The organism is Mycobacterium sp. SMC-19 (assembly GCF_045310815.1).
Lineage (GTDB): Bacteria > Actinomycetota > Actinomycetes > Mycobacteriales > Mycobacteriaceae > Mycobacterium.
This window is the reverse complement of the sequence record NZ_JBJIAM010000007.1, coordinates 175,960-197,318: the sequence shown is the minus strand read 5'-3', so window position 1 is coordinate 197,318 and position 21,359 is coordinate 175,960. Positions and strand designations below refer to the sequence as shown.

Annotated in this window: 17 protein-coding genes; 12 read left to right on the top strand and 5 right to left on the bottom strand. The window is 67.8% G+C overall.

Features of this window, described 5'->3' with window-relative positions; genetic code table 11:
• Positions 1 to 6: 6 nt before the first annotated feature.
• A complete protein-coding gene (locus tag ACJH5R_RS17075) occupies positions 7 to 1,095 on the top strand; it encodes an adenosine deaminase (protein WP_406782429.1) in 1,089 nt (362 codons plus the stop codon).
• 72 nt (positions 1,096 to 1,167) lie between these two features.
• On the opposite strand, the gene ACJH5R_RS17070 is transcribed toward ACJH5R_RS17075, so the two are convergent.
• Positions 1,168 to 1,734: an LGFP repeat-containing protein gene (locus tag ACJH5R_RS17070; protein WP_406758007.1), complete on the bottom strand. Its 567-nt coding sequence runs from the start codon at positions 1,732 to 1,734 to the stop codon at positions 1,168 to 1,170.
• Positions 1,735 to 1,917: 183 nt separating this feature from the next.
• Complete coding sequence (locus ACJH5R_RS17065; protein WP_406782428.1) at positions 1,918 to 3,183, bottom strand: primosomal protein; 1,266 nt, start codon at positions 3,181 to 3,183, stop codon at positions 1,918 to 1,920.
• A 179-nt stretch (positions 3,184 to 3,362) separates the two neighbouring features.
• Between ACJH5R_RS17065 and ACJH5R_RS17060 the strand changes: the two genes are divergently transcribed.
• The 4 genes from ACJH5R_RS17060 (at position 3,363) to upp (ending at position 8,454) form a co-directional block, all read left to right on the top strand.
• Positions 3,363 to 4,841 (top strand): PE-PPE domain-containing protein, encoded by a 1,479-nt coding sequence (locus ACJH5R_RS17060; RefSeq protein WP_406782427.1) that lies wholly within the window; start codon positions 3,363 to 3,365, stop codon positions 4,839 to 4,841.
• A 166-nt stretch (positions 4,842 to 5,007) separates the two neighbouring features.
• On the top strand, positions 5,008 to 6,423 hold the full coding sequence (locus ACJH5R_RS17055; protein ID WP_406782426.1) for a PE-PPE domain-containing protein: 1,416 nt from the start codon (positions 5,008 to 5,010) through the stop codon (positions 6,421 to 6,423).
• A gap of 4 nt (positions 6,424 to 6,427) precedes the next feature.
• Positions 6,428 to 7,813 carry a PE-PPE domain-containing protein gene (locus ACJH5R_RS17050; protein ID WP_406782425.1) on the top strand — a complete coding sequence of 462 codons (1,386 nt, stop codon included), beginning with the start codon at positions 6,428 to 6,430 and terminating at the stop codon, positions 7,811 to 7,813.
• 17 nt (positions 7,814 to 7,830) lie between these two features.
• Entirely contained in the window at positions 7,831 to 8,454 is a 624-nt protein-coding gene (upp, locus tag ACJH5R_RS17045; protein ID WP_406758012.1) for a uracil phosphoribosyltransferase, read from the top strand.
• A gap of 106 nt (positions 8,455 to 8,560) precedes the next feature.
• Here the strand turns inward: upp and ACJH5R_RS17040 are convergent, their stop codons facing one another.
• Positions 8,561 to 10,171 (bottom strand): phospho-sugar mutase, encoded by a 1,611-nt coding sequence (locus tag ACJH5R_RS17040; RefSeq protein ID WP_406782424.1) that lies wholly within the window; start codon positions 10,169 to 10,171, stop codon positions 8,561 to 8,563.
• 113 nt (positions 10,172 to 10,284) lie between these two features.
• Here ACJH5R_RS17040 and ACJH5R_RS17035 point away from each other — a divergent pair, with 113 nt between their 5' ends.
• Positions 10,285 to 11,763 carry a glycosyltransferase family 39 protein gene (locus ACJH5R_RS17035; RefSeq protein ID WP_406782423.1) on the top strand — a complete coding sequence of 493 codons (1,479 nt, stop codon included), beginning with the start codon at positions 10,285 to 10,287 and terminating at the stop codon, positions 11,761 to 11,763.
• Here the strand turns inward: ACJH5R_RS17035 and ACJH5R_RS17030 are convergent.
• Positions 11,757 to 12,569, bottom strand: a complete 813-nt coding sequence (locus ACJH5R_RS17030; protein ID WP_406782422.1) for a purine-nucleoside phosphorylase — start codon at positions 12,567 to 12,569, stop codon at positions 11,757 to 11,759. The two genes, ACJH5R_RS17035 and ACJH5R_RS17030, sit on opposite strands and share 7 nt — an antisense overlap.
• 37 nt (positions 12,570 to 12,606) lie before the next feature.
• On the opposite strand from ACJH5R_RS17030, the gene ACJH5R_RS17025 reads away from it, so the two are divergent.
• Complete coding sequence (locus tag ACJH5R_RS17025; RefSeq protein WP_406782421.1) at positions 12,607 to 13,785, top strand: M20 family metallopeptidase; 1,179 nt, start codon at positions 12,607 to 12,609, stop codon at positions 13,783 to 13,785.
• Between the two features lie 186 nt (positions 13,786 to 13,971).
• Positions 13,972 to 14,856 carry a hypothetical protein gene (locus ACJH5R_RS17020; RefSeq protein ID WP_406782420.1) on the top strand — a complete coding sequence of 295 codons (885 nt, stop codon included), beginning with the start codon at positions 13,972 to 13,974 and terminating at the stop codon, positions 14,854 to 14,856.
• A gap of 127 nt (positions 14,857 to 14,983) precedes the next feature.
• On the opposite strand, the gene ACJH5R_RS17015 is transcribed toward ACJH5R_RS17020, so the two are convergent.
• A complete protein-coding gene (locus ACJH5R_RS17015; RefSeq protein WP_406758017.1) occupies positions 14,984 to 15,475 on the bottom strand; it encodes a gamma-glutamylcyclotransferase in 492 nt (163 codons plus the stop codon).
• Positions 15,476 to 15,517: 42 nt separating this feature from the next.
• Between ACJH5R_RS17015 and ACJH5R_RS17010 the strand changes: the two genes are divergently transcribed.
• The 4 genes from ACJH5R_RS17010 to ACJH5R_RS16995 all read left to right on the top strand — a co-directional run bounded on the left by ACJH5R_RS17010 (position 15,518) and on the right by ACJH5R_RS16995 (position 21,355).
• On the top strand, positions 15,518 to 16,942 hold the full coding sequence (locus ACJH5R_RS17010) for an NAD(P)H-quinone dehydrogenase (protein ID WP_406782419.1): 1,425 nt from the start codon (positions 15,518 to 15,520) through the stop codon (positions 16,940 to 16,942).
• Positions 16,943 to 17,004: 62 nt separating this feature from the next.
• The gene (locus ACJH5R_RS17005; protein ID WP_406782418.1) at positions 17,005 to 18,717 is read left to right on the top strand and encodes a glycerol-3-phosphate dehydrogenase/oxidase; all 1,713 of its coding nucleotides are present in this window, start codon (positions 17,005 to 17,007) and stop codon (positions 18,715 to 18,717) included.
• 157 nt (positions 18,718 to 18,874) lie between these two features.
• Entirely contained in the window at positions 18,875 to 19,957 is a 1,083-nt protein-coding gene (locus ACJH5R_RS17000) for a hypothetical protein (protein ID WP_406758020.1), read from the top strand.
• Positions 19,958 to 20,527: 570 nt separating this feature from the next.
• Complete coding sequence (locus tag ACJH5R_RS16995) at positions 20,528 to 21,355, top strand: hypothetical protein (protein WP_406758021.1); 828 nt, start codon at positions 20,528 to 20,530, stop codon at positions 21,353 to 21,355.
• Positions 21,356 to 21,359: the final 4 nt, after the last annotated feature.

Here is a 21,359-nt window from a genome sequence, read left to right as displayed (position 1 = left end):
GAAGTCATGAGCACACCGGTGAGCCTGGAGACCATCGGGCAGGTCCCCAAGGCGCTGCTACACGATCACCTGGATGGCGGCCTGCGCCCGGCCACCGTCGTCGACATCGCCGGGCAGGTCGGCTACGACGGGCTTCCGGAGACCGACCCCGACGAGCTGGCGACCTGGTTCCGAACTCGCTCGCACAGCGGCTCGCTGGAGCGCTATCTCGAACCTTTCAGCCACACCGTGGCCGTGATGCAGACCCCCGAGGCGCTGCACCGCGTGGCCCGAGAATGCGTCGAGGATCTGGCCGCCGACGCCGTCGTCTATGCCGAGGTGCGGTTCGCCCCCGAACTGCACATCGAGGGCGGGCTGTCGTTCGACGAGGTGACCGATGCGGTGCTGGCCGGTTTCGCCGACGGCGAGCGCGACGCCGCGGCCGCCGGCCGGGAGATCACGGTGCGCTGCCTGGTGACCGCGATGCGCCACGCCGCGCTGTCCCGGGAGATCGCCGAGCTGGCCATCCGGTTCCGGGACCAGGGCGTGGTCGGGTTCGATATCGCCGGCGCCGAGGCCGGCTATCCGCCGAGCCGGCACCTGGATGCGTTCGAGTACATGCGTGACCACAACGCCCGGTTCACCATCCACGCCGGCGAGGCATTCGGGTTGCCCTCCATCCACGAGGCGATCGCATTCTGCGGTGCCGACCGGCTGGGGCACGGGGTGCGGATCACCGACGACATCACCGTCGACGACGACGGCAGCGTGCGGTTGGGGCGGCTGGCGGCGATCCTGCGCGACAAGCGGGTCCCCTTGGAGCTGTGCCCGAGCTCCAATGTGCAGACCGGCGCGGTCGACAGCATCGCCGAGCACCCGTTCGATCTGCTGGCCCGCGCCCGGCTGCGGGTGACGATCAACACCGACAACCGGCTGATGAGCGACACCACCATGAGCAGGGAGATGTGGGTGCTGGCCGAGACCTTCGGGTATGGCTGGGCCGATCTGCAGCGATTCACGGTGAACGCGATGAAGTCGGCGTTCATCCCGTTCGACCAGCGGGTGCAGATCATCGAAGAAGTGATCAAGCCGCAGTATGCGGTACTGATCGACTGATTCACACCGCGAGCAAAACTGACGAAGGCCGGACAATCGCGGTGGCGATTGCCCGGCCTTCGACCCTCCGAATCAGTGCTCGGTGACCGTGGCCTCGGCGTCGCCCTGCTTCCAGGTGATGATGCCGTGCTCGAAGGTGGTCTGCTTGGACCCGTCAGCGTTGGTGGTCTCGTCGCTGGTCGGGTAGCCGAGCTTGCCCTGCGAACCGCCCAGCTCGTTCCACTTGTCGCGGATCTTGCCCCACACCACGTAGGACCGGGTGGTGTGAACGATCACGCCACCGTCGAACTGCTGGTAGGTGCCGCCGTCAGGGTTCTTCTGCTCGGCGCCGGTGGGCTCGCCCAGATCCTGCTTGGCGGTCGCGTCCAGCGAGTCGAGCTTGGCCAGGATCGGTCCGGCGACGGTGTACTCCTTGCCGTCGGCCCCGGTGATCACGGTGGAGCTGGCGGCGCTCTCGTCCTCGGAGGGGGTGTTGACCGCGGACGAGATCACCGAGCTGGCCGAGGACGCAACCGAGCTGGCCGAGCTGAGGGCTTCGCTGGTCTTCTCCTTGGCGGTGCCATTGCAACCCGTGCCGATCAGCGCGACTCCCAAAACTGCTGCGGATACTGCTGCGGCCCGCTGTGTTGCCTTGCGCATGTGTAGTCCTTTCGAATTGGAAGGCCCCCGCAAACCGCACGGCTCGGCCCGAGTGTTATCGGGCCAGATGTTAGTCGTGAATATGACCACTCGGCAGTGAAATGAGGCAAATGATTGCCGCATTTCCAGTGAATTTCCGCAGTACCGCGCACGTCGCGGCGGGCGCAACCGGGCGGAAAATCGTTATTCGCGCCGCAGTCGCGACTGCACGAACTGTTCGAGCTGTTCCCATTCCTTGACGGCGGGCGCGTACGGGCGTTGCGGTTCGTTCACCGATTCCCGGTCGAGCACGTAGCTGACCATGCGGCCCAGCGGACGGTCCGGCTTGAGGGTGTCGGCGACCACGCCGTCCTCGGCGTAGGTGCCCACATCCTGCAGGAATTCGACCGCCAGATCGAGCTGCTCGCGGTCCACCGCGTCCGGCCCGTCGGTGATGTCGTCGGACATCCCGGAGAGCACGTAGACATTGTCATCGGTGATGTCGATCGTCAGAGAACCGTCGGTGGCGGCGGTCCGGATGTCGTCGTAGGTGCTCAGATCCGACAGGTCGTGGTCGTGCTCGTCGGCCAGGTACCGGGCCAGAGCGCGCTCGGACCCGAACACGCTGATCCGGCCGTTGCGGCCCAGGAACACCGGCTGGTCCCCGAGATAGCAGCGCAGCGTGAAGAACGTCCCGTTGTCGGTGATGACCCGAATCGGGTCGATGCCCACCTTGGTCCAGAAGTTCGCGTCGCCGCCAAGCACCACCCGGTCGCCCGAGGCCCGCTCGGTCGCCGCGGCGGCCGATTCGTCGTCGCCGTCCTGCTCGTCGGTGTCTTCGATGTCCTCGGCCGGCTCCGGTTCGGCCGGGGCGTCTGCGGCCAGCTCATCGGCCGCCCGCGAGGCCGCGGCGGCGTCGACGTCGGGCGTGCTGATGATCTCTTCAACGGCGGCCAACACCCCGCCCCAGTTGCGGCCGATGATCTCGGCGATCGTCTCCCAGCGCTTGCGGCCGGCCCGACCGGCGAAGTTGTCGACGCCGCCGGCCAGCCACCCCAGGTTGGGGTTGCCGTTGAAGAACTTGGTCACCGCCGGAAGGTCGCACACCGATCCGATCGCCGAGACGATCTCCATCGCCTGGGCCAGCGACTGGACGGACTGCTTGGTCGGCTTCTCGGTCAGCAGTTCTTCGACCGCGATCAGGTCATACTGCCTGCCCCGGCCCGGGTCCAGCTTGTGGGCGTTGGCCTGGACAAGCTGCGGCCAGCTCGGGTGATCGGCCAGGTCGTTGTTGGCGTTGACCCGTACGAATGCCACCAGGTCGGCCACGGTGGCGAACCCGTAGAGGTCTTCGTCCCTGCCCAGGAACGCCTGCCACTCGTCACCGGAGTCGCGCCAGCTCGGCGCCCACAGGGTGTAACGGTCACCATCGGTCACCGCGAGGCGGATCGGTACGAGGTCAGCTGCCATGGCGCACAGAATAACGATGCAGCCCGCGAGGCCTGAAGGCGGGATTGCGCCGGGATTGGCGGCGCGTCGGCTCGCATCGCGGATGAGAGAACCCTGAATTTTGCGGTGATCGGGTTGGCGGCTTCCGCCGGATGGCTAGCGTCGCTGCTGTTCGAAAACCGGGGCCGGGGGAGGTCGCCATGACGACTGGTCGGTTGCGCCCAGCGGGCGCCATGCTGCTGGCGGTGCTGTGCGCCGCGGTACTGGGCCTGACATCGGCGTTGTCCTCGGCGGTGGCTTACAGCGTGGACCAGCTGGCGATCCGGTTGCGGCTGCTGGCCGACCACGGCTGGATCATGAGCGGCACCGGTGTGCCCGATCCCAGTGTCGGCCCCTACCTGGGGCAGATCCTCGCCGGTTACCTGCAGCCGTCGTCGCCGCTTTTCCCCGGCCAGCCGACGTTTCCCGGCTACACCTTCGGCGGCCTGACCACCCCGGAGCAGTTCTGCCCATTCGTGTGCATCCCCGGACAGCCGGCGCTCAACTTCGGACAGTCCCTGAACGCCGGTGTGGGCTTGCTGAATCAGGGGATCCTGCCGCAGCTGCTGGCCGGCGACAACGTGGCGGTGTTCGGTTACTCGCAGAGCGCCGCCATCGCGACCATCGAGATGAACAATCTGATCGCCAACGCCGGGACCGCCGGTTACCCGACCCTGGATCAGCTGGGCAACATGCACGTCGTGCTGATCGGTGACCCGAACAATCCGATCGGTGGGATCCTCGACCGCTTCCAATTCCCCGATGACCAACACCTGCCGTTCGTCAACATTCCGCTCAGCCTGGACGCCACCCCGACCGACCACATCGCCTCGGACATCTACACCGGTGAGTACGACGGCTGGGCCAACTTCCCGCAGGACCCGACCAACATCCTGGCCGTCATCAACGCGCTCATCGGCATCCTCACCGTGCACCCGTACTACCCGGACTACACCGCAGGGCAGTTGGCCAGCGCCATCAACGTCGGCACGATCGGCGACGCGAACTTCTACATGATTCCGCAGAACCTGCCGATCCTGCAGTTCATGTTCAACGGGGGGACTGCTGGGCAGTTCTTCGGCGACTTCTTCTCACCGTGGGCCAGGCTGGTCATCGACTGGGGCTACGGCAATGCCGGCGACCCGGCCGTCAACGGGCTTTACCAGATCCCGGCCGGTGACTTCATCAGCGGCAGCGCCTACCAGCAGGCGTTCGGGGTGGCCGGCGGGCCGTGGGCGATGACACCGACCGGTGAGCTGTACGACGGCTCCAGCGTGATGGGCCTGTTCGAGCGGATGGACCCGCTGCAGATGCTGGCCGGTGTCCAGAATGCACTGATCCAGAGCCTCGTCGGCCCGTGGGCCGACGTCGCGGCTGCCGCCAACGGCGGTGCCCTCAGCGCCACGGACATCAGCACCATCACCGGGATCACCGACTTCCTGCAGACCATCACCGGCTACGACCTGATCAACTCCATCGACCAGTTCCTGATCAACGGGTGGAGCGACCTGGCCGCTGCGTTGGACCTGAGCGACGTGCTGGGCCCCGACGCCCTGCTGAGCGGGCCCGGGCTGCCCGGCGACGGGCTGCTGGATCTGATCGGTCTTGGTTTCAGCCTCTTTAACTTCTTCGGCGCGTAGACCGACCCGCCTGGAGCAAAAGCCAGGTCGATTGTCATCGATTTGACAACACGCGTTTTCTCAATGAAGGTCAACGCTGAAATCCACCTAATAGATTAATGTGATCTTGTCAGGTGGGGGAAATTGATCGCCGAGGACATATTCGATCCGGCCCGGGAGGTCTGCGATGACGATTAAGCGAGTGCATCCTTTTGGGGCGGCGTTGTTGGCCGCACTGTGCGCCGTTCTCCTGGGCGTGTCATCACTGCTGAGTCCGGCGCTGGCGTCCCGCATCGAGAAGATGCTCGCCGACGTCACGCTGCTCGCCGGTCAGGCCTGGATCATGAGCGGCACCGGCCAGGCCGACCCGGCGGTCGGCATCTACGTGGACCTGGTGCGCGACTTCTACCTGCAGCCCGTCACACCGTGGTTCACCGGGCAGACGACCTACTCGGGCTACGCGCTGAACGGCCTGGTCACCCCCGAGCAGTTCTGCCCGATCGTCTGCCAGCCGCTGCCGGTCCCGCAGCTGAACTTCGGGGACTCGCTGGCGGAGGGCGTCGCCAATCTCGAAGGTGCGATCCGCCCGCAGCTGGAGGCCGGTGAGGAAGTCACGGTGTTCGGCTACTCGCAGAGCTCCGTCATCGCCACCCTGGCGATGCACAGCCTGCTCGCCAACGCGCCGGGCGGCGACTACGACCCGGACAACCTGCACTTCGTGCTGATCGGTGCCCCCAACAGCCCGATCGGCGGCATGCTGTCCCGGTTGCACTTCGCCGATGGCTTCGACGGCAACATGCAGCACATCCCGTTCCTGAACATCCCGGTGGGCATCGACTCGACCCCGACCGTCCCGTTCGCGACCGACGTCTACAGCACCGAATACGACGGCTGGGCGGTGTTCCCGCAGGACCCCACCAACCTGCTGGCGGTGATCAACGCGATCATGGGGATCGGGGCGGTGCACAACGCCTACTTCACCGACAACCTCGCCAACGCCATCGACCTGGGCTCGATCGGCAACACCAACTACTTCATGCTGCCCGAGCAGCTGCCGATCCTCGGCCCGCTCTACGGGCTCGGCGACATCGGCAAATTCGCCGCCGACGCGCTGGCGCCCCTCCTGAAGACCTTCATCGACTGGTCCTACGGCAACCCCGGAGCCCCGGATGCCGGAATCACGGTGAACGGTGTCGACCCGATCGGCGCGGCCGGCGCTTGGGCGGTCACCGCGACCGGACAGCTGTCGGAGGACACCGGCGCCGCCGGGTTCCTGCTGCGGATGGACCCGCTGCAGATGCTGGCCGGCCTGCAATACGCCGGCGTGCAGAGCCTGACCAACACCATCAACAACCTGCTGGACTTCGCCGGGCAGGGCCCGCTGTCGGACTCGTTCGTCGACACGCTGCTGTCGGGCTACAACCTGACGCTCGGCCTGGACCAGGCCCTGCTCACCGGATGGCAGGACCTGGCCACCCAGTGGGACCTGCTCGACGTGCTGGGCCCGGACGCCATCTTCAACGGTGCCCCGCTGATCTCCGCTCAGCCGCTGCTGGACCTGGTCGGGGTGGGCTTCAGCTTGATCAACCTGCTCGACGCGTAGATCGATGCAGCACCGGCGCTCGCTGGGGGCAGCACTGCTCGTGGCGGCGTCGGTGCTCTCGGTGACCTGCGGGCCAGGGGCTCCGGGACCCCGGGCGGCAGATCGGCGCGACGTGGCCCTGCTGGGCAACGAAGGCTGGATCATGGGGCCGACCAGCATTCCCGACCCCACGGTCGGCGGCTACATGGACGCAGTGTTGGACCTGTTCCTTCAGCCGGCCACGCCGTGGTTTCCGGGGCAGCCGACGTTTCCCGGCTACGATTTCGCCGGTCTGGTCACCCCTAACCAGTTCTGCCCGCTGGTGTGCTTGCCCCCACCGAACCCCTATCTGACCTTCGCCCAATCGATAGCCCGCGGCACCGAGATCCTGCAGGCCGCGGTGGTACCGCAACTGGAGAATGGCGACAACGTCACGGTGTTCGGCTACTCGCAGAGCGCCACTGTCTCCACCCAGTTGATGATCGACCTGCTCGCCAACGCACCGGGCGGCGACTACGACCCGGACAACCTGAACTTCGTGCTGATCGGCAATCCCAGCAACCCGCTCGGCGGCGTGTTGACCCGCTTCCCCGCCTATCCGGTGTTGAGCGATCAGCCGATCACCCTGCCGTTCTTGGGCATCCCGTTGAGCATCGGGCCGACGCCGACCAGCGGCTTCGACACCGACATCTACACCGGCGAGTACGACGGCTTGGCCAACTTCCCGCAGGATCCCGCCAACCTGCTGGCCATGATCAATGCGCTGATCGGTACGGCGACCGTGCATTTCTCCTACGTCGACTTCGACAACCTGGCCGAGACCATCGATCTCGGCAGGATCGGGGACACCGACTTTTATCTGATTCCCCAGCAGTTGCCGATCCTGTGGCCGATCTACCAGCTCGGTGACGTCGGCAAGCTCATCGGGGATGCGCTGGCGCCGATGCTGAAACTGGTCATCGACTGGGGCTACGGCAACCCGGGTGACCCCTTCGTCGGGATCAACGGCACCGATGCCGTCGGGCCCTGGGCCGTTACCGCCGGCGGTCAGCTGGCCGACGGCTCCGATGTGGCCGGTTTCGTATTGCGAATGGACCCGCTGCAGATGCTGGCCGGCCTGCAGTACGCCGCGGTGCACAGCTTCGTGGATCCGGTCAATGACCTGTTGGGTTTCGCCGGGCTGTCCCCGCTGTCGGATTCGTTCGTCGACGTGCTGCTGACCGGCTACCACCTCACCAACGCCGTGGACGCCCATCTCCTGGACGCCTGGAACGAGCTGGCGGTGACGCTGAACGTCGCCGACTGGCTGGGCCCCGACGCGGTGTTCAACGGCGAGCCGTTGATCTCGCTGGCGCCGATGCTGGAGATGGGCGCGGTGGTCTTCGAGATCCTCAACTTCCTCGGCGCATGACCCGTAGGGTCCCAGGCGTGGATGTGTGCGTCGTCGACCACCCGTTGGCCGCGGCGCGGTTGACCGCGCTGCGCGACGTGCGCAGCGACAACGCAGCGTTCCGGTCGGCGCTGCGCGAGCTGACCTGGATGCTGGTCTACGAAGCCACCCGTGACGCGCCCCGCGAGCACATCTCCGTGCGCACCCCGCTGACCGACACCGGCGGGGCGCGGCTGGCGCGGCCGCCGCTGCTGGTGCCGGTGCTGCGCGCCGGGCTGGGCATGGTGGACGCGGCGCACGCCCTGATCCCCGAGGCCGACGTCGGGTTCGTCGGCGTGGCGCGCGACGAGGCGACCCACCAACCGGTGCCCTATCTGGCATCGCTGCCGACGGACCTGAGCACCACACCGGTCATGGTCCTCGACCCGATGTTGGCCACCGGCGGCTCGCTGGTGCACACCCTGGGACTGCTGATCGACCGCGGCGCAACCGACATCACCGTGCTGTGCGTGGTGGCGGCACCGGAAGGCGTTGCGGCGCTGGCCCAAGCGGCTCCGGGGGTGCGGCTGTTCACCGCCACCGTTGACGACGGACTGAACGAGGACGCCTTTATCGTTCCGGGCCTCGGCGATGCCGGCGACCGGCAGTTCGGGCCGCGCTGAGATCCCCACCGTCACACCCGTAACCGGCGGGCAATCATCACGCCCTGTCGAGCTGGTGGCAGCCGAGTCGGGTGCGGCGGCTGGTAACGAATGGGGCGAATGGGTGCTACCAGGAACGGACCGCGTCGGCGAGGGCCCCACACACCCGCTGCGCCTCGGCGCGGTCCCCGGCAAGGTCATCCGACGGCGGCCGAGCTACCTCGAGATAGCACTTGAGCTTCGGCTCGGTCCCTGACGGTCGCACCACCACCCGCACCGAGCTACCGTCGCGCTCGCCGGTGAACTCCAGCGCGTCGGTCACCGGTCCGCTGCGGTGCAGCAGATCGTTTGCGGTGACGGAGAATCCGGCCAGCGCACCCGGTGGATCTGTACGTAGCCGGGCCATCACCGCGGCCGCCTCGGCGGGGCTGGCGACCCGGCGCGACACCGCGTCGGTGACGTGCATTCCGTGCCGACGGGCCAGCACGTCGAGGGCTTCGGGAATCGAGCTGCCCCGATCCCGCAACGCCGCGACCAGATCGCAGACCAGCACCGCGGCGCTGATGCCGTCTTTGTCGCGCACCGCTTCCGGGTCGACGCAGTAGCCGATCGCCTCCTCGTAGGCGTAAGCCAAAGTGGCGCCCGGCAGACCGTTATCGGCGCGTGCCAGCCACTTGAACCCGGTCAACGTCTCCACATGGCGGGCGCCGTAGCGCTGCGCGATCCGCACCAGCATCCGCGACGACACCACGCTGCTGGCCACCACACTGCCGGCCGCCCGGCCCGCCGGCAGCCGTGACAACAGGTAATCGCCCAACAGCCAACCGGTTTCGTTGCCGGTCAGCATCCGCCAGCCGTGCGGGCCGCAGATGCCGACCGCGCACCGGTCGGCGTCGGGGTCCAACGCGATCGCGACGTCGGCGTCGACCTCGGCGGCCAGCTTCAGCAGCGCGTCGGTGGCCCCCGGCTCTTCCGGGTTGGGGAACGCCACCGTGGGAAAATCCGGATCCGGATCGAACTGGGCTGCCACCGTATGGATATCGGCAATCCCCGCGGCGCGTAGGACCTCGACCGCCACCTTGCCGCCCACGCCGTGCAGCGGCGTCAGCGCCACCCGAACCCGACCGCCGTGCCGTCGTACCATGGCGGCCCGCCCGATGTAGCGCGTGAGCAGCTCGTCTCCGGCCGGCGTAACGGGGCGGCGGGCAATTGCGTCGGCCGGAGGGGCGTCGGCCATAGCCGCCTCGATCTCGGTGTCGGTCGGCGAAACGATCTGCACGCCGCCGTCGAAGTACACCTTGTAGCCGTTGTCTGCGGCCGGGTTGTGTGAGGCGGTGATCTGGACGCCGGCCGCGGCGCCGGTGTGGCGCACCGCGAACGCCACCACCGGCGTCGGACACGGCTGGGGGAGAACCAATACCGAGAATCCGGCCGCAGCAAGCACTTCGGCTGTCGCGGCCGCGAACTCCGCCGAGCCGTGACGTGCGTCGCCGCCGACTACCACCGTCGAGCCGCTGCGCCGATGCGCGGACAACACCCGGGCCACCGCCCAGCTGGCCCGCAGCACTACAGCCAGATTCATCGCGTCCGGTCCGCCTCGTACCGGCCCGCGCAGCCCGGCGGTGCCGAACCGCAACGGTGCGGCGAACCGGGCGGCCAGCTCGCCCGGGCTGCAGGCGCGGAGCTCCGCGGCGGTCACCGGGTCGGGGTCGTGGGCGATCCACTCCTGGGGGGTCACCCGTTGATTGTGGCAAGCGGTAACTCGACATGTGTCAACTACTTGCTACGATGCCCGGGGTTTGTGCCCAACATGACAATGGAGTGCCGGTGGCTGGTTCGACATCCTCGCTGGTGAGTCGTTCAACTGCCCCGTCGGTGAGTCGGCGAACGCTCGCGCCGGTAGCCATCGTGGTTGCCGTGGCGGCGGCCGTCCACGGCGCCTTCGCCCTGAACTACGGCTGGCATCCCGACGAGTTCTACTACGTGATCTGCGGCCAACACCCCGCCTGGGGATACTTCGACCATCCTCCGCTGGTGCCGCTGCTGGCCCGGGTTGCCGCCCTGGGTGGCTTGTTGGGGCTCCGCTTGTTGGCCATCGCGGTTCACCTGGGCTGCATCGTGTTGGCGGCCCTGCTGGCCGCCGAATTCGGCGGGCGGCGCATTGCCCAGGTCATCACGGCGGCCGCCGTCGCGGCCAGCCCGCTGTTCATGGGTGCGGCGATGTTTTTCGGCACCACCGTCGTCGACCAGCTGATCTGGATCGCGGTGTTGCTGCTGGTGACTCGGGCGTTGCGGATCGGAACGGTGCCGGCCTGGCTGCCGGCCGGCGTGGTGGCCGGTATCGGGCTGGAAACCAAGCAGACCGTCGCGTTGTTGCTCATCGGTATCGGCGTCGGCCTGGCGATGTTCCGCCGCGACGCGCTGCGCACGGCCGGACCCTGGCTGGCCGGCGCCGTGGCGGTGGCCTTGGCGGTCCCCAACCTGATCTGGCAGGCCGGGAATGGTTGGCCGAGTCTGACGTTCGCCCACGCGATGTCGGTGCGGATGGGCGGCCCGGCGGGGTCGCTGACCCAGCTGCCACTGCTGCTGCTGTTGTACGCGGGCCCGCTGCTGGTGCTGCTGTGGGCGATCGGGGCCCACTGGCTGGCTTCCGACGAGGCCCGGAAGTACCGCTGGGTCCTGGTGGTGCCGGTGGTGGCATTGGTGCTGTGCATCGTCACCGGCGGTCGCTGCTACTACGCCGGGCCGGCGCTCGCGGCGCTGTTCGCCGCCGGGGCAGTGCGTATTGAGTCCCAGGATCGTGACCGGCCGCCGCGAGGCTGGGCGATTGCGCTGGTCGCGCTGTTCGCCGGCGCGGTGGTGTTCTGCCTGCCGGTGCTGCCGCCGGCGAACGCCACCACATTGCGCAAGGTCAATCCGATCCCGATGGAGACCTACGGATGGCCGCGATTCGTCGAGGATGTGGCGGCTGCCGCGGCTCCCCTGCCCGACGACGTGCCGATCTTCACCAGCAACTACGGCGAAGCCTCGGCGCTGCGCATCCTCGGGCCGGCCGCCGGCATCAACCGTCCGGTGGTCAGCGGCGACAGCAGTTACGCCCAGTGGGGACCGCCGGCCGGCAGCGCCGACACCGTGCTGTGCGTCGGGCGATTCCCGGTGGTGAAGTTGACCCAGTACTGGCGGCACGTCACCTACCTGACGTCGATCCGGTTCCCCGCCGGGGTGCGCAACGGGGAGAGCGCCGCGAAGATCTACCTGTGCGAGCAGCCGGTGGGCAGCTGGGCAACCATGTGGCCGCGGATGCGGCACAGTTCGGGTGTGAGCTACTGACCTGAAGGCGCCGGCAGCAGGGCGATGACGTCGGCCAGCAGCGCGCCCATGCGGGCCGCCGACTCCCGACCCGCGGCCAGCACCTCGGCGTGGCTGAGCGGCTCACCGGTGATGCCGGCCGCCAGGTTCGTCACCAGCGACAGGCCCAGGACCTGGGCCCCGGCCGCCCGGGCGGCGATCGCCTCGTGCACCGTCGACATGCCCACCAGGTCAGCGCCCAGGGTGCGCAGCATCCGGATTTCGGCGGGGGTCTCGTACTGGGGGCCGGCCATCCCGGCATAGACGCCCTCGGCGAGGGTGGGATCGACTTGGTGGGCCAGCGCGCGCAGCGACGGGGTGTAGGCATCGACCATGTCGACGAAGTGCGCGCCCTCCAGGGGGGAGCGCCCGGTCATGTTCAGGTGGTCGCTGATCAGCACCGGTTGGCCGACGTGGTAACTGGCCCGCAGGCCGCCGGCCGCGTTGGTCAGCACCACGGTGTTGGCCCCGGCCGCGACGGCCGTGCGTACCGGGCGGACGACGTCGACGAGTTGATGGCCCTCATAAGCGTGGATCCGGCCGACCAGCACCAGTACCCGGTGGGTGCCGATCTGCATGGACACCAGCTCGCCGGTGTGGCCCGCCGCGGTCGGCGTGCTGAACCCGGGCAGGTCGGCCATCGGCAGGGTCGCAGTCGCGGTGCCGAGGGCTGCCACCGCGGGCGCCCAACCGGAACCGAGCACGACCGCCACGTCATGCGTCTGCACGCCGGTGCGCCGGGCTACGACCGCGGCCGCCTGAGTTGCCAGCGGTACCGTCACGGCCACTGAGTTTAATAGCGCGCCGCGATGGGATACTGCCTGAATGTCTCCAACTCCCGTGTCGCACGCCGTCGAAGCCTGGCTGGCGGCCCATGCCGAGGAATTGGTGGCGTGGCGACGGCATCTACACCGGCACCCGGAGCTGAGTCGCCAAGAGTTCGCCACCACTCAGTTCATCGCCGAACGCCTCGCCAGCGCCGGACTCAACCCCAAGGTGCTGCCCAGCGGAACCGGTCTGACCTGCGACTTCGGTCCGGAGGATGGGCCGCGCGTCGCATTGCGGGCCGATATCGACGCGTTGCCGATGACCGAACAGACCGGGGCGCCGTACGCCTCGCTGGTGCCGGGGGTGACGCACGCCTGCGGCCACGACGCGCATACCGCGATCCTGTTGGGTGCGGCGCTGGCGCTGGCTTCGGCGCCAGAATTGCCGGTCGGTGTGCGGCTGGTGTTCCAGGCCGCGGAAGAACTGATGCCCGGTGGCGCGATTGACGCGATCGCCGCGGGCGTGTTGAGCGGGGTCAGCCGGATTTTCGCGCTGCACTGCGATCCACGGCTGGAGGTCGGCCGGGTGGCCACCATTCCTGGGCCGATCACCTCGGCGGCCGACACCATCGAGATCACCGTCAGCGGTCCCGGCGGACACACCTCGCGACCGCACCTGACCGCCGACCTGGTCTACGGGCTGGGCACGCTGATCACCGGGCTGCCGGGAGTGTTGTCCCGGCGCATCGACCCGCGTAACAGCACGGTGATGGTCTGGGGTGCAGTGAATTCCGGCGCCGCAGCCAATGCCATACCGCAGTCGGGGCGCCTGGCCGGAACGGTGCGCACGGCCAGCCGGGACACTTGGGTGGCGATGGAGGGCATCGTCGAGGAGGCGGTGGCCTCCCTGCTGGAGCCGCTGAATATCGAGCACACGCTGAACTATCACCGCGGAGTACCGCCGGTGGTCAACGAAGCGGTGTCGACGCGGATGCTGACCCACGCGATCGAGGCCATCGGGCCCGAGGTGCTGGCCGAGACCCAGCAGTCCGGTGGCGGGGAGGACTTCTCCTGGTATCTGGAGCAGGTGCCCGGTGCCATGGGCCGGCTCGGCGTGTGGCCGGGCAGCGGGCCGCAACTGGATCTGCACCAGCCCACGTTCGATCTCGACGAGCGGGCGCTGGCCGTCGGCGTGCGGGTGATGGCCGGCGTCGTCGACCAGACCGATCTGCTCTAGCCCCCTTCGGGCGCGCCCCTTCAGGCGCGAGGGTGCGTGTTTGCACGCCGACACGCCGCAGGTTGCGTACAACGATGCACCCTCGTGGGTCCCGAAAATTGCACAGTCCGGCCGTTGTCCACAGTTGGGGCCGGCCGGGCCGAATGAGGGAACCGGCTTTCGCTCCCGGCGTCGACGATCGGCCGCATGGATCAACGATTGCACCAACTACTCGATCGCCAGGGCGGCGTGGTTACGTCCGCCCAGGCGCTGACCTTCCTGACCCGCCGCGGATTTGACGCGGAGCTGAAACACGGCTCTCTGCAAAAGATTTGGTACGGAATCTACGGCTACGGACAAATCACGACCGAGCTCCGGTTACGTGGGCTGGACCTGGCGACAGGCACCCCTGTTGCGGTCTGTCTGGGGACCGCGGCCGCCGCATACGGCTTTGACACCGAGGAGCCCGTCGACCTGCATGTGCTCAACCCACCGGACCAGCAACTGCGGTCGGCCGACGGCCTGGTGGTGCACCGGCGTGCGGGTGCCCCGTTGAGCGAAGTCGCGGGCCGACCGGCGACCACTCCGGAGTGGACGGCGATCGAGGTGGCTCGCGCGCTTCGTCGCCCAAGGGCGTTGGCAACATTAGATGCCGCGCTGCGCAGCGGAACCTGTACCCGCCGCATGCTGCAACGTGCCGCGATCCGCCAGGCGGGCCGGCGCGGCATCGTGGCCGTGCGCGAGCTGCTTCCGCTCGCCGATCCGCTGGCCGAGTCTGCCATGGAGAGCGAATCGCGGCTGATGATCGTCGACGGCGGCCTGCCGACCCCGGTCCTGCAGCATCAGATCGTGGATCGCGATCACCGGGTCTGGCGAGTCGACTTTGCCTGGCCGGGGCAGCGGGTGGCGGTCGAATACGACGGCGTCTTCTGGCATGAGGGGCCGGACGCGTTCGTCTACGAACGTCAGCGGCGCGCCGCGTTGCAGGAGATGGGCTGGGTGGTGGTCTCGATCATCGCCGATGATGTTCGACGCCGGCCGTGGGAGACCGTCCGCCGTATCGAAACTCAGCTATGGCGCGCTGCCGCCTGACCGGGCCGCCCTTCCGCGAGGGGGCGTAGTTGTACAACCGCCGGCGGCGTGTCGCCGTGCAAACACGCACACTCGCGCCAAATAGCGGGGGCGCCAAATGGCGGGGGCGCCAGATGGAGAGGGGGGGCTAGGAGCCGGGGCCGATGTTGCGGGCCGGGCGGGTCCGCAGGTTTCGCACGTATTCGTCTGGGGCACCTGCGATCTGGGCGGCCTCGGCCACCACGCCCAAGTATCTCGCCGACGGTAGTCCGCGCTCCCAGGCGTCAACGACATACAGCCACGCCAACACCGGCGCGGGCTCGCTGTCGACCGGGTCCGAGGTGATCCCGTCCACTCGGTCCACTCGGAGGCGGATCTTCTTGTGGATCCCGAACTCCGAGCCTTCCCAGCTGTCCATGTTCTTCTCGTCCTCGGGAGTCACGTCGTAGAGGACGACGAAAACACTCGAGTCCGGGTCCTCGACCACGGTCGCCAGGGCGCCCTCCCAGCCGATGTCCTCACCGGCGAACGTCAGGCGCCAGCCGTGCAACCAGCCGGTGCCGGTCATCGGGGAGTGCGGAGCCCGCTGCAGCATCTGTTCGGGATGCATGTTCGACCCGTAGGCGGCGTAGAGCGGCACGGCAGAAATCTTAAACGCAGCGCTGCGGATAGGTTAGTCGCTGTGACTTCTCCCTCGACGCGCATCGTGATCGTCGGCGGTGGCCCGGCCGGCTACGAGGCGGCGCTGGTGGCGGCGGCCAAGGGCCCCGAAGCGGTAACGGTGACGGTGGTCGACGCCGACGGCCTCGGCGGCGCCTGCGTGTTGTGGGACTGCGTGCCGTCCAAGACGTTCATCGCCTCGTCCGGGGTCCGCACCGAGCTGCGACGCGCCCCGCACCTGGGTTTCGACATCCACTTCACCGATGCCGAGATCGAGCTGGACAAGATCCACGAGCGAGTGAAATCCCTGGCTGCGGCGCAGTCCGCCGATATCCGCACCCAGCTGCTCAACTCCGGCGTCGAGGTCATCGCCGGCCACGGGGAGCTGATCGACCCCGAACCCGGCCTGGCGCATCACCGAGTGCGGGTCACCGAGCACGACGGTGCGCAACGGGTGCTCGACGCCGACGTGGTGTTGATCGCCACCGGCGCCAGCCCGCGCACCGTGTCCGGTGCGGAGCCGGACGGCGAACGGATTCTGACCTGGCGCCAGCTCTATGACCTGCACACGCTGCCCGAACACTTGGTGGTGGTGGGTTCCGGGGTCACCGGCGCGGAGTTCGCCAACGCCTATACCGAACTCGGGGTCAAGGTGACCGTGGTGGCCAGCCGTGACCGGGTGCTGCCGCACGAGGATCCCGACGCGGCGCGGGTGCTGGAGAGTGTGTTCGCCGAACGCGGCGTCACGCTGGTCAAGAACGCCCGGGCCGCCTCGGTGACCCGCTCCGGCGACGGCGTGCTGGTCACCATGACCGACGGCCGCACCGTGGCGGCAAGCCATGCGCTGATGACGGTCGGGTCGGTGCCCAACACCTCCGGACTGGGCCTGGAGCGGGTCGGGATCGAGCTCGGACCGGGTAACTACCTACAGGTGGACCGGGTGTCGCGCACGTCGGTGCCCGGCATCTACGCCGCCGGTGACTGCACCGGACTGCTGCCGCTGGCTTCCGTCGCGGCCATGCAGGGCCGGATCGCGATGTATCACGCGCTGGGCGATGCGGTGGCCCCGATCCGGCTGCGCACGGTGGCCGCCGCGGTGTTCACCCGCCCCGAGATCGCCGCGGTGGGGGTGCCGCAGTCCCAGATCGACGACGGCACGGTGCCCGCCCGCACCGTCATGCTGCCGTTGCAGACCAACGCGCGGGCCAAGATGAGCCGGATGCGCTACGGGTTCCTCAAGCTGTTCTGCCGGCCGGCCACCGGCACGGTGATCGGCGGGGTGGTGGTGGCCCCGATCGCCTCGGAGCTGATCCTGCCGATCGCGCTGGCGGTGCAGAACCGGATCACCGTCGCCGACTTGGCGCAGACGCTGGCGGTGTACCCGTCGCTGTCGGGCTCGCTCACCGAAGCGGCCCGCCGGCTGATGACGCACGACGACCTCGACTGAGCCGTGGTGCTGAAGCGAGCGTCACAGCGTGTTTGGGCGGGCGGCCACGTAGCCTGGCACACGTGAGCACGCTGGGACCGGACCAACGAGCACGTGCCTGGGAACGACTGGGCAGTGAGCAGTTCGACGTAGTGGTGATCGGCGCCGGGGTGGTGGGCGCCGGCTGTGCGCTCGACGCCGCCACTCGCGGGCTCAAGGTGGCACTGGTGGAGGCGCGTGACTTCGCCGCCGGGACGTCGAGCCGAAGCTCCAAGATGTTCCACGGTGGCCTGCGCTACCTCGAGCAGCTGGAGTTCGGGCTGGTGCGCGAGGCGCTGCACGAACGCGAGCTGTCGCTGACCACCCTGGCGCCACACCTGGTCAAGCCACTGCCGTTTCTGTATCCCCTGACCCGGCGTTGGTGGGAGCGGCCGTACGTGGCCAGCGGGATCTTCCTATACGACCAATTGGGCGGCGCGAAATCGGTTCCCGCGCAAAGGCATCTGACTCGCGCCGGAGCCCTGCGGCTGTGCCCGGGACTCAAGCGCAGCGCCTTGATCGGCGGCATCCGCTACTACGACACCGTCGTCGACGACGCCCGCCACACCCTGACCGTCGCGCGCACCGCGGCGCACTACGGGGCGGTCATCCGCACCTCCAGCCAAGTCGTCGCGCTGCTGCGCGAAGGCGACCGGGTGACCGGGGTGCGGGTCCGCGACTCCGAGGACGGCGCAGTCACCGAGGTCCGTGGACACGTCGTGGTCAACGCCACCGGGGTGTGGACCGATGAGATCCAGGCGCTCTCGCGCCAGCGTGGCCGGTTCCACGTCCGGGCCTCCAAGGGCGTGCACATCGTGGTGCCGCGGGACCGGATCGTGTCGGAAGCGGCGATCATTCTGCGGACCGAGAAGTCGGTGCTGTTCGTCATTCCGTGGGGCACCCACTGGATCATCGGCACCACCGACACCGACTGGAATCTGGACCTGGCCCATCCCGCGGCCACCAAGGCCGACATCGACTACATCCTGACCAACGTCAACACCGCGCTGGCCACGCCACTGACCCATGCCGACATCGAGGGTGTGTACGCCGGACTGCGGCCGCTGCTGGCGGGGGAGAACGACGACACCTCGAAGCTGTCGCGCGAGCATGCGGTGGCCGTTCCCTCGCCGGGGCTGGTGGCCATCGCCGGCGGCAAGTACACCACCTACCGGGTGATGGCCGCCGACGCGATCGACGCCGCTGCCGAGTACATCCCGACGCGGGTGGCGCCCTCGATCACCGAGAAGGTTCCGCTGTTGGGCGCCGATGGCTACTTCGCGCTGATCAACCAGGCCGAGCATGTGGGCGCCCACCAGGGCCTGCACCCGTATCGAGTGCGGCATCTGCTGGACCGTTACGGCTCGCTGATCCACGACGTGCTGGCGGTGGCCGACGGTCAGCCGGATCTGCTGGACCCGATCGCCGAGGCGCCCACTTACCTGAAAGTGGAAGTGGCCTATGCGGCCGTCGCGGAGGGCGCTCTGCATCTGGAGGACGTGCTGGCCCGGCGGACCCGGATCTCCATCGAGTACGCCCACCGCGGGGTGAACTGTGCGCGCGAGGTCGCCGAGGTGATGGCGGCGGTGCTCGGCTGGGACGACGCTTGCGTCGACCGCGAGGTGGCCAACTACACCGCACGGGTGGAAGCCGAGATCCTCTCGCAGGAGCAGCCCGACGACGCATCGGCGGATGCGCTGCGAGTCAGCGCCCCCGAGGCACGGGCCGAAATACTGGAGCCGATTCCGCTTACCTGAACAGGACTTCATTACTGCGGGTATGATTCAGGGAATCTTTCCGATCATTTAGGCTGATATCAGCATTCACATGTGTTTGACACACATTTCTGGCGGGGTTAGTTTCTGCCCATGGGCTGGATCACATGGGGATCCGGGCGTGGGGAAGGGGCGGCTCATGTCGGGTGGGATCGGGGGGTGGCGCTCGCGTGAGCTGTCCGTAAGGGGCGGTGCGCTAGTCGCTTCTGTCGTCGTCGCCGGGGCGGGCCTGCTCGGTGCCGGTGCACTCGGGCCGCGGCTCTCGAGCCCGCAGACCGCGTCGGCGCAGCACGATGTGGTGTTGACGGCCTATCCGACGTTCACGCAGAGCCTGCAGTCCCTGCTGGACACGATGTCGCTGGGGGACCTCAACCAGGTGCTGGCTGCGCTGGGCGATGTGCCCGGGACCACCACGCCGCTGAGTGTCAGTTCGGACGTCTCGGCGCTGCTGGCCGCCTTCAACCCCGATGCCACCACCCTGGCGGGCATCGCCGACATCTTCGGGATCTCGCTCACCGAGCCGCTCTACAGCTCGAACGCCGCCGTGCAGTCGTTGCTGGGCACCGGCAGCCTGTTCCTGGTGGACGGCGTGCCGATCGGCAACGTGGACCTCGGTGAGCTGGTGGATGTCGTTCTGGGCGACGGCGCCGGTACGCATTCGCTGACCGATCTGGCCACCGCGGTGGGCCTGGGAACGCTGCTCGGTCAGTTCGCGAGCATGATCAACGCGCTGGGCCTGGAAAACCTGAACGTGGAGAACTGCACTTTGGCCTGCGGCGCACTTCTCAACATCACCAGCCATCCCGATCTGACGGTCAACAGCTCGCTGGTCGACTGGTTGAGCGCGATACTGACTGTTCCCACCGCCGACGTCACCCAACACGCGTACTCGGGTCTCGGCTCGACCACGGTGGTGGCCGGTAGCGCCTACACGCTGGGCGAATATCTGCACATCCTGCCCGTCAGCTCCACCAACAGCACCACCATGGACAACGCCACCCTGGCGCTGCTGTTCACCCTGAACCCCGCCCAGACCTGGGACAAGTACCTCGACGGCCTGCCGTTCGGCGGGACGCTGCTCGACCCCTCCGGCGAAACATGGGGTGAGCAGAGCCTGGGCACCTTCCTGGCCAGCTTCCTGCCCGACGGCAGCACCCTGGCGATCACCGGCGACACGCTGGTCACCGACTTCTTGGAAGCCTTCGGTCTGCTGGCCCCGTAGCGGCCCCGCCCTTCTCGCCACGCTCGGTCTGTCCCCGCGGACCGGGCGTGGCTTTTTGCCTGGAATCGATGCGCGATAAACGCACCTGTTAATTTGCTGGGGCGAAATATAGCGCCCCGTGCGCATTTCGCTCCATGTCGCAAAATAGCTCAAGTATTTTTACCCCGTAAATTTCATACTGATTGACTGTTACGGCAGGATGTTAATGCCGGTTAGGCATTGGCTGGTTGTGTGGCGCGATCGGCCCGGATGAAAATGCCGAGAAAAGCCTGAGCTTCTTGCTGCTGTTGGGAAGGTCTCCGGTCTCCGCGGCATCACCCGTGGTCGTTGCCCATGGCGGGCCGCTAAGCGGATGAACTGGAAATTTACTGTGAGCATGCGTTGCTGGTTCTAGAGAAACGGCCAGTGAAACCGTTGACACAAGCCTGAGCCCATAATAAGTTAATGGCGATGTGGGAATCGCATCGTCTTAATGTTCGATCCCAGAAGGGGGACCTATTCATGTCTACTTGTTCCACTGTTGCCGCACCGATAGGGGCGCGCGGCTTTGTGGTCAAAGCCGGCGCCCTAGTGGCCGGAACTGTTTTTGCCGGTACGGCTCTGCTGGGCGGTACGGCTGTCGCTCCGACGATTGCCGCCGGCCTTACCGCGTCGGTGCAACACGAGGTCATGCTGACCGCCGCCTTCCCGACGTTCAGTGAGAGCCTGCAGAGCCTGCTGAACGCCCTCGACTTCGGCAACATGGGTCAGGTCTTGGGGATATTCGGTGACAACATCTCCACCACGTCGAGCCTGGCGGCCCTGCTGGCCGCGCTGAACCCGGACGGCATGACCCTGGACGCCGCTACCTTGGGCATGCTTTCCACCGACATCACGGCCCTGCTCAACGATGTCGATTTCGGCGGGGCTCCACTGGGCTCGATCCCGATCGACACGTTGATCGGCGGCTTCATCGGTGGCGACGGCGCCGCCACGGAACTCGGTACGCTGCTGGGCTACTTCGGTCTCGGCGAGTTCGCCGGCCTGCTGAACATCCCGTTCACCGACTTCTCGCCGGAGATGACCGTGGCGCAGCTGCTCGACGTCCTGATGGGGATCGACGGCACCACCACGCTGAACGGCCTGCTGGACCAGAACGGGATGCAAGACGCCACTATTGGCGGCCTGCTGGGAATCACCCCCGAGCAGCTCGACGCGGGCTGGGACAAGTTCGTCGACGGCATGGTTGTCGGCGGCACGCTCGCCGACCCGGACGGCAGCGGCGTCCTGGGCGACGAGACGCTGGGAGCCCTGTTGACCGCCCTGCTGGGCACGGGCGCCGACCCGGTGACCGATGCCACCACGCTGACCGCCTTCCTGGATGATCTGGGCGTCTTTGCGATGCTCGGCGTCAGCTGAGCGG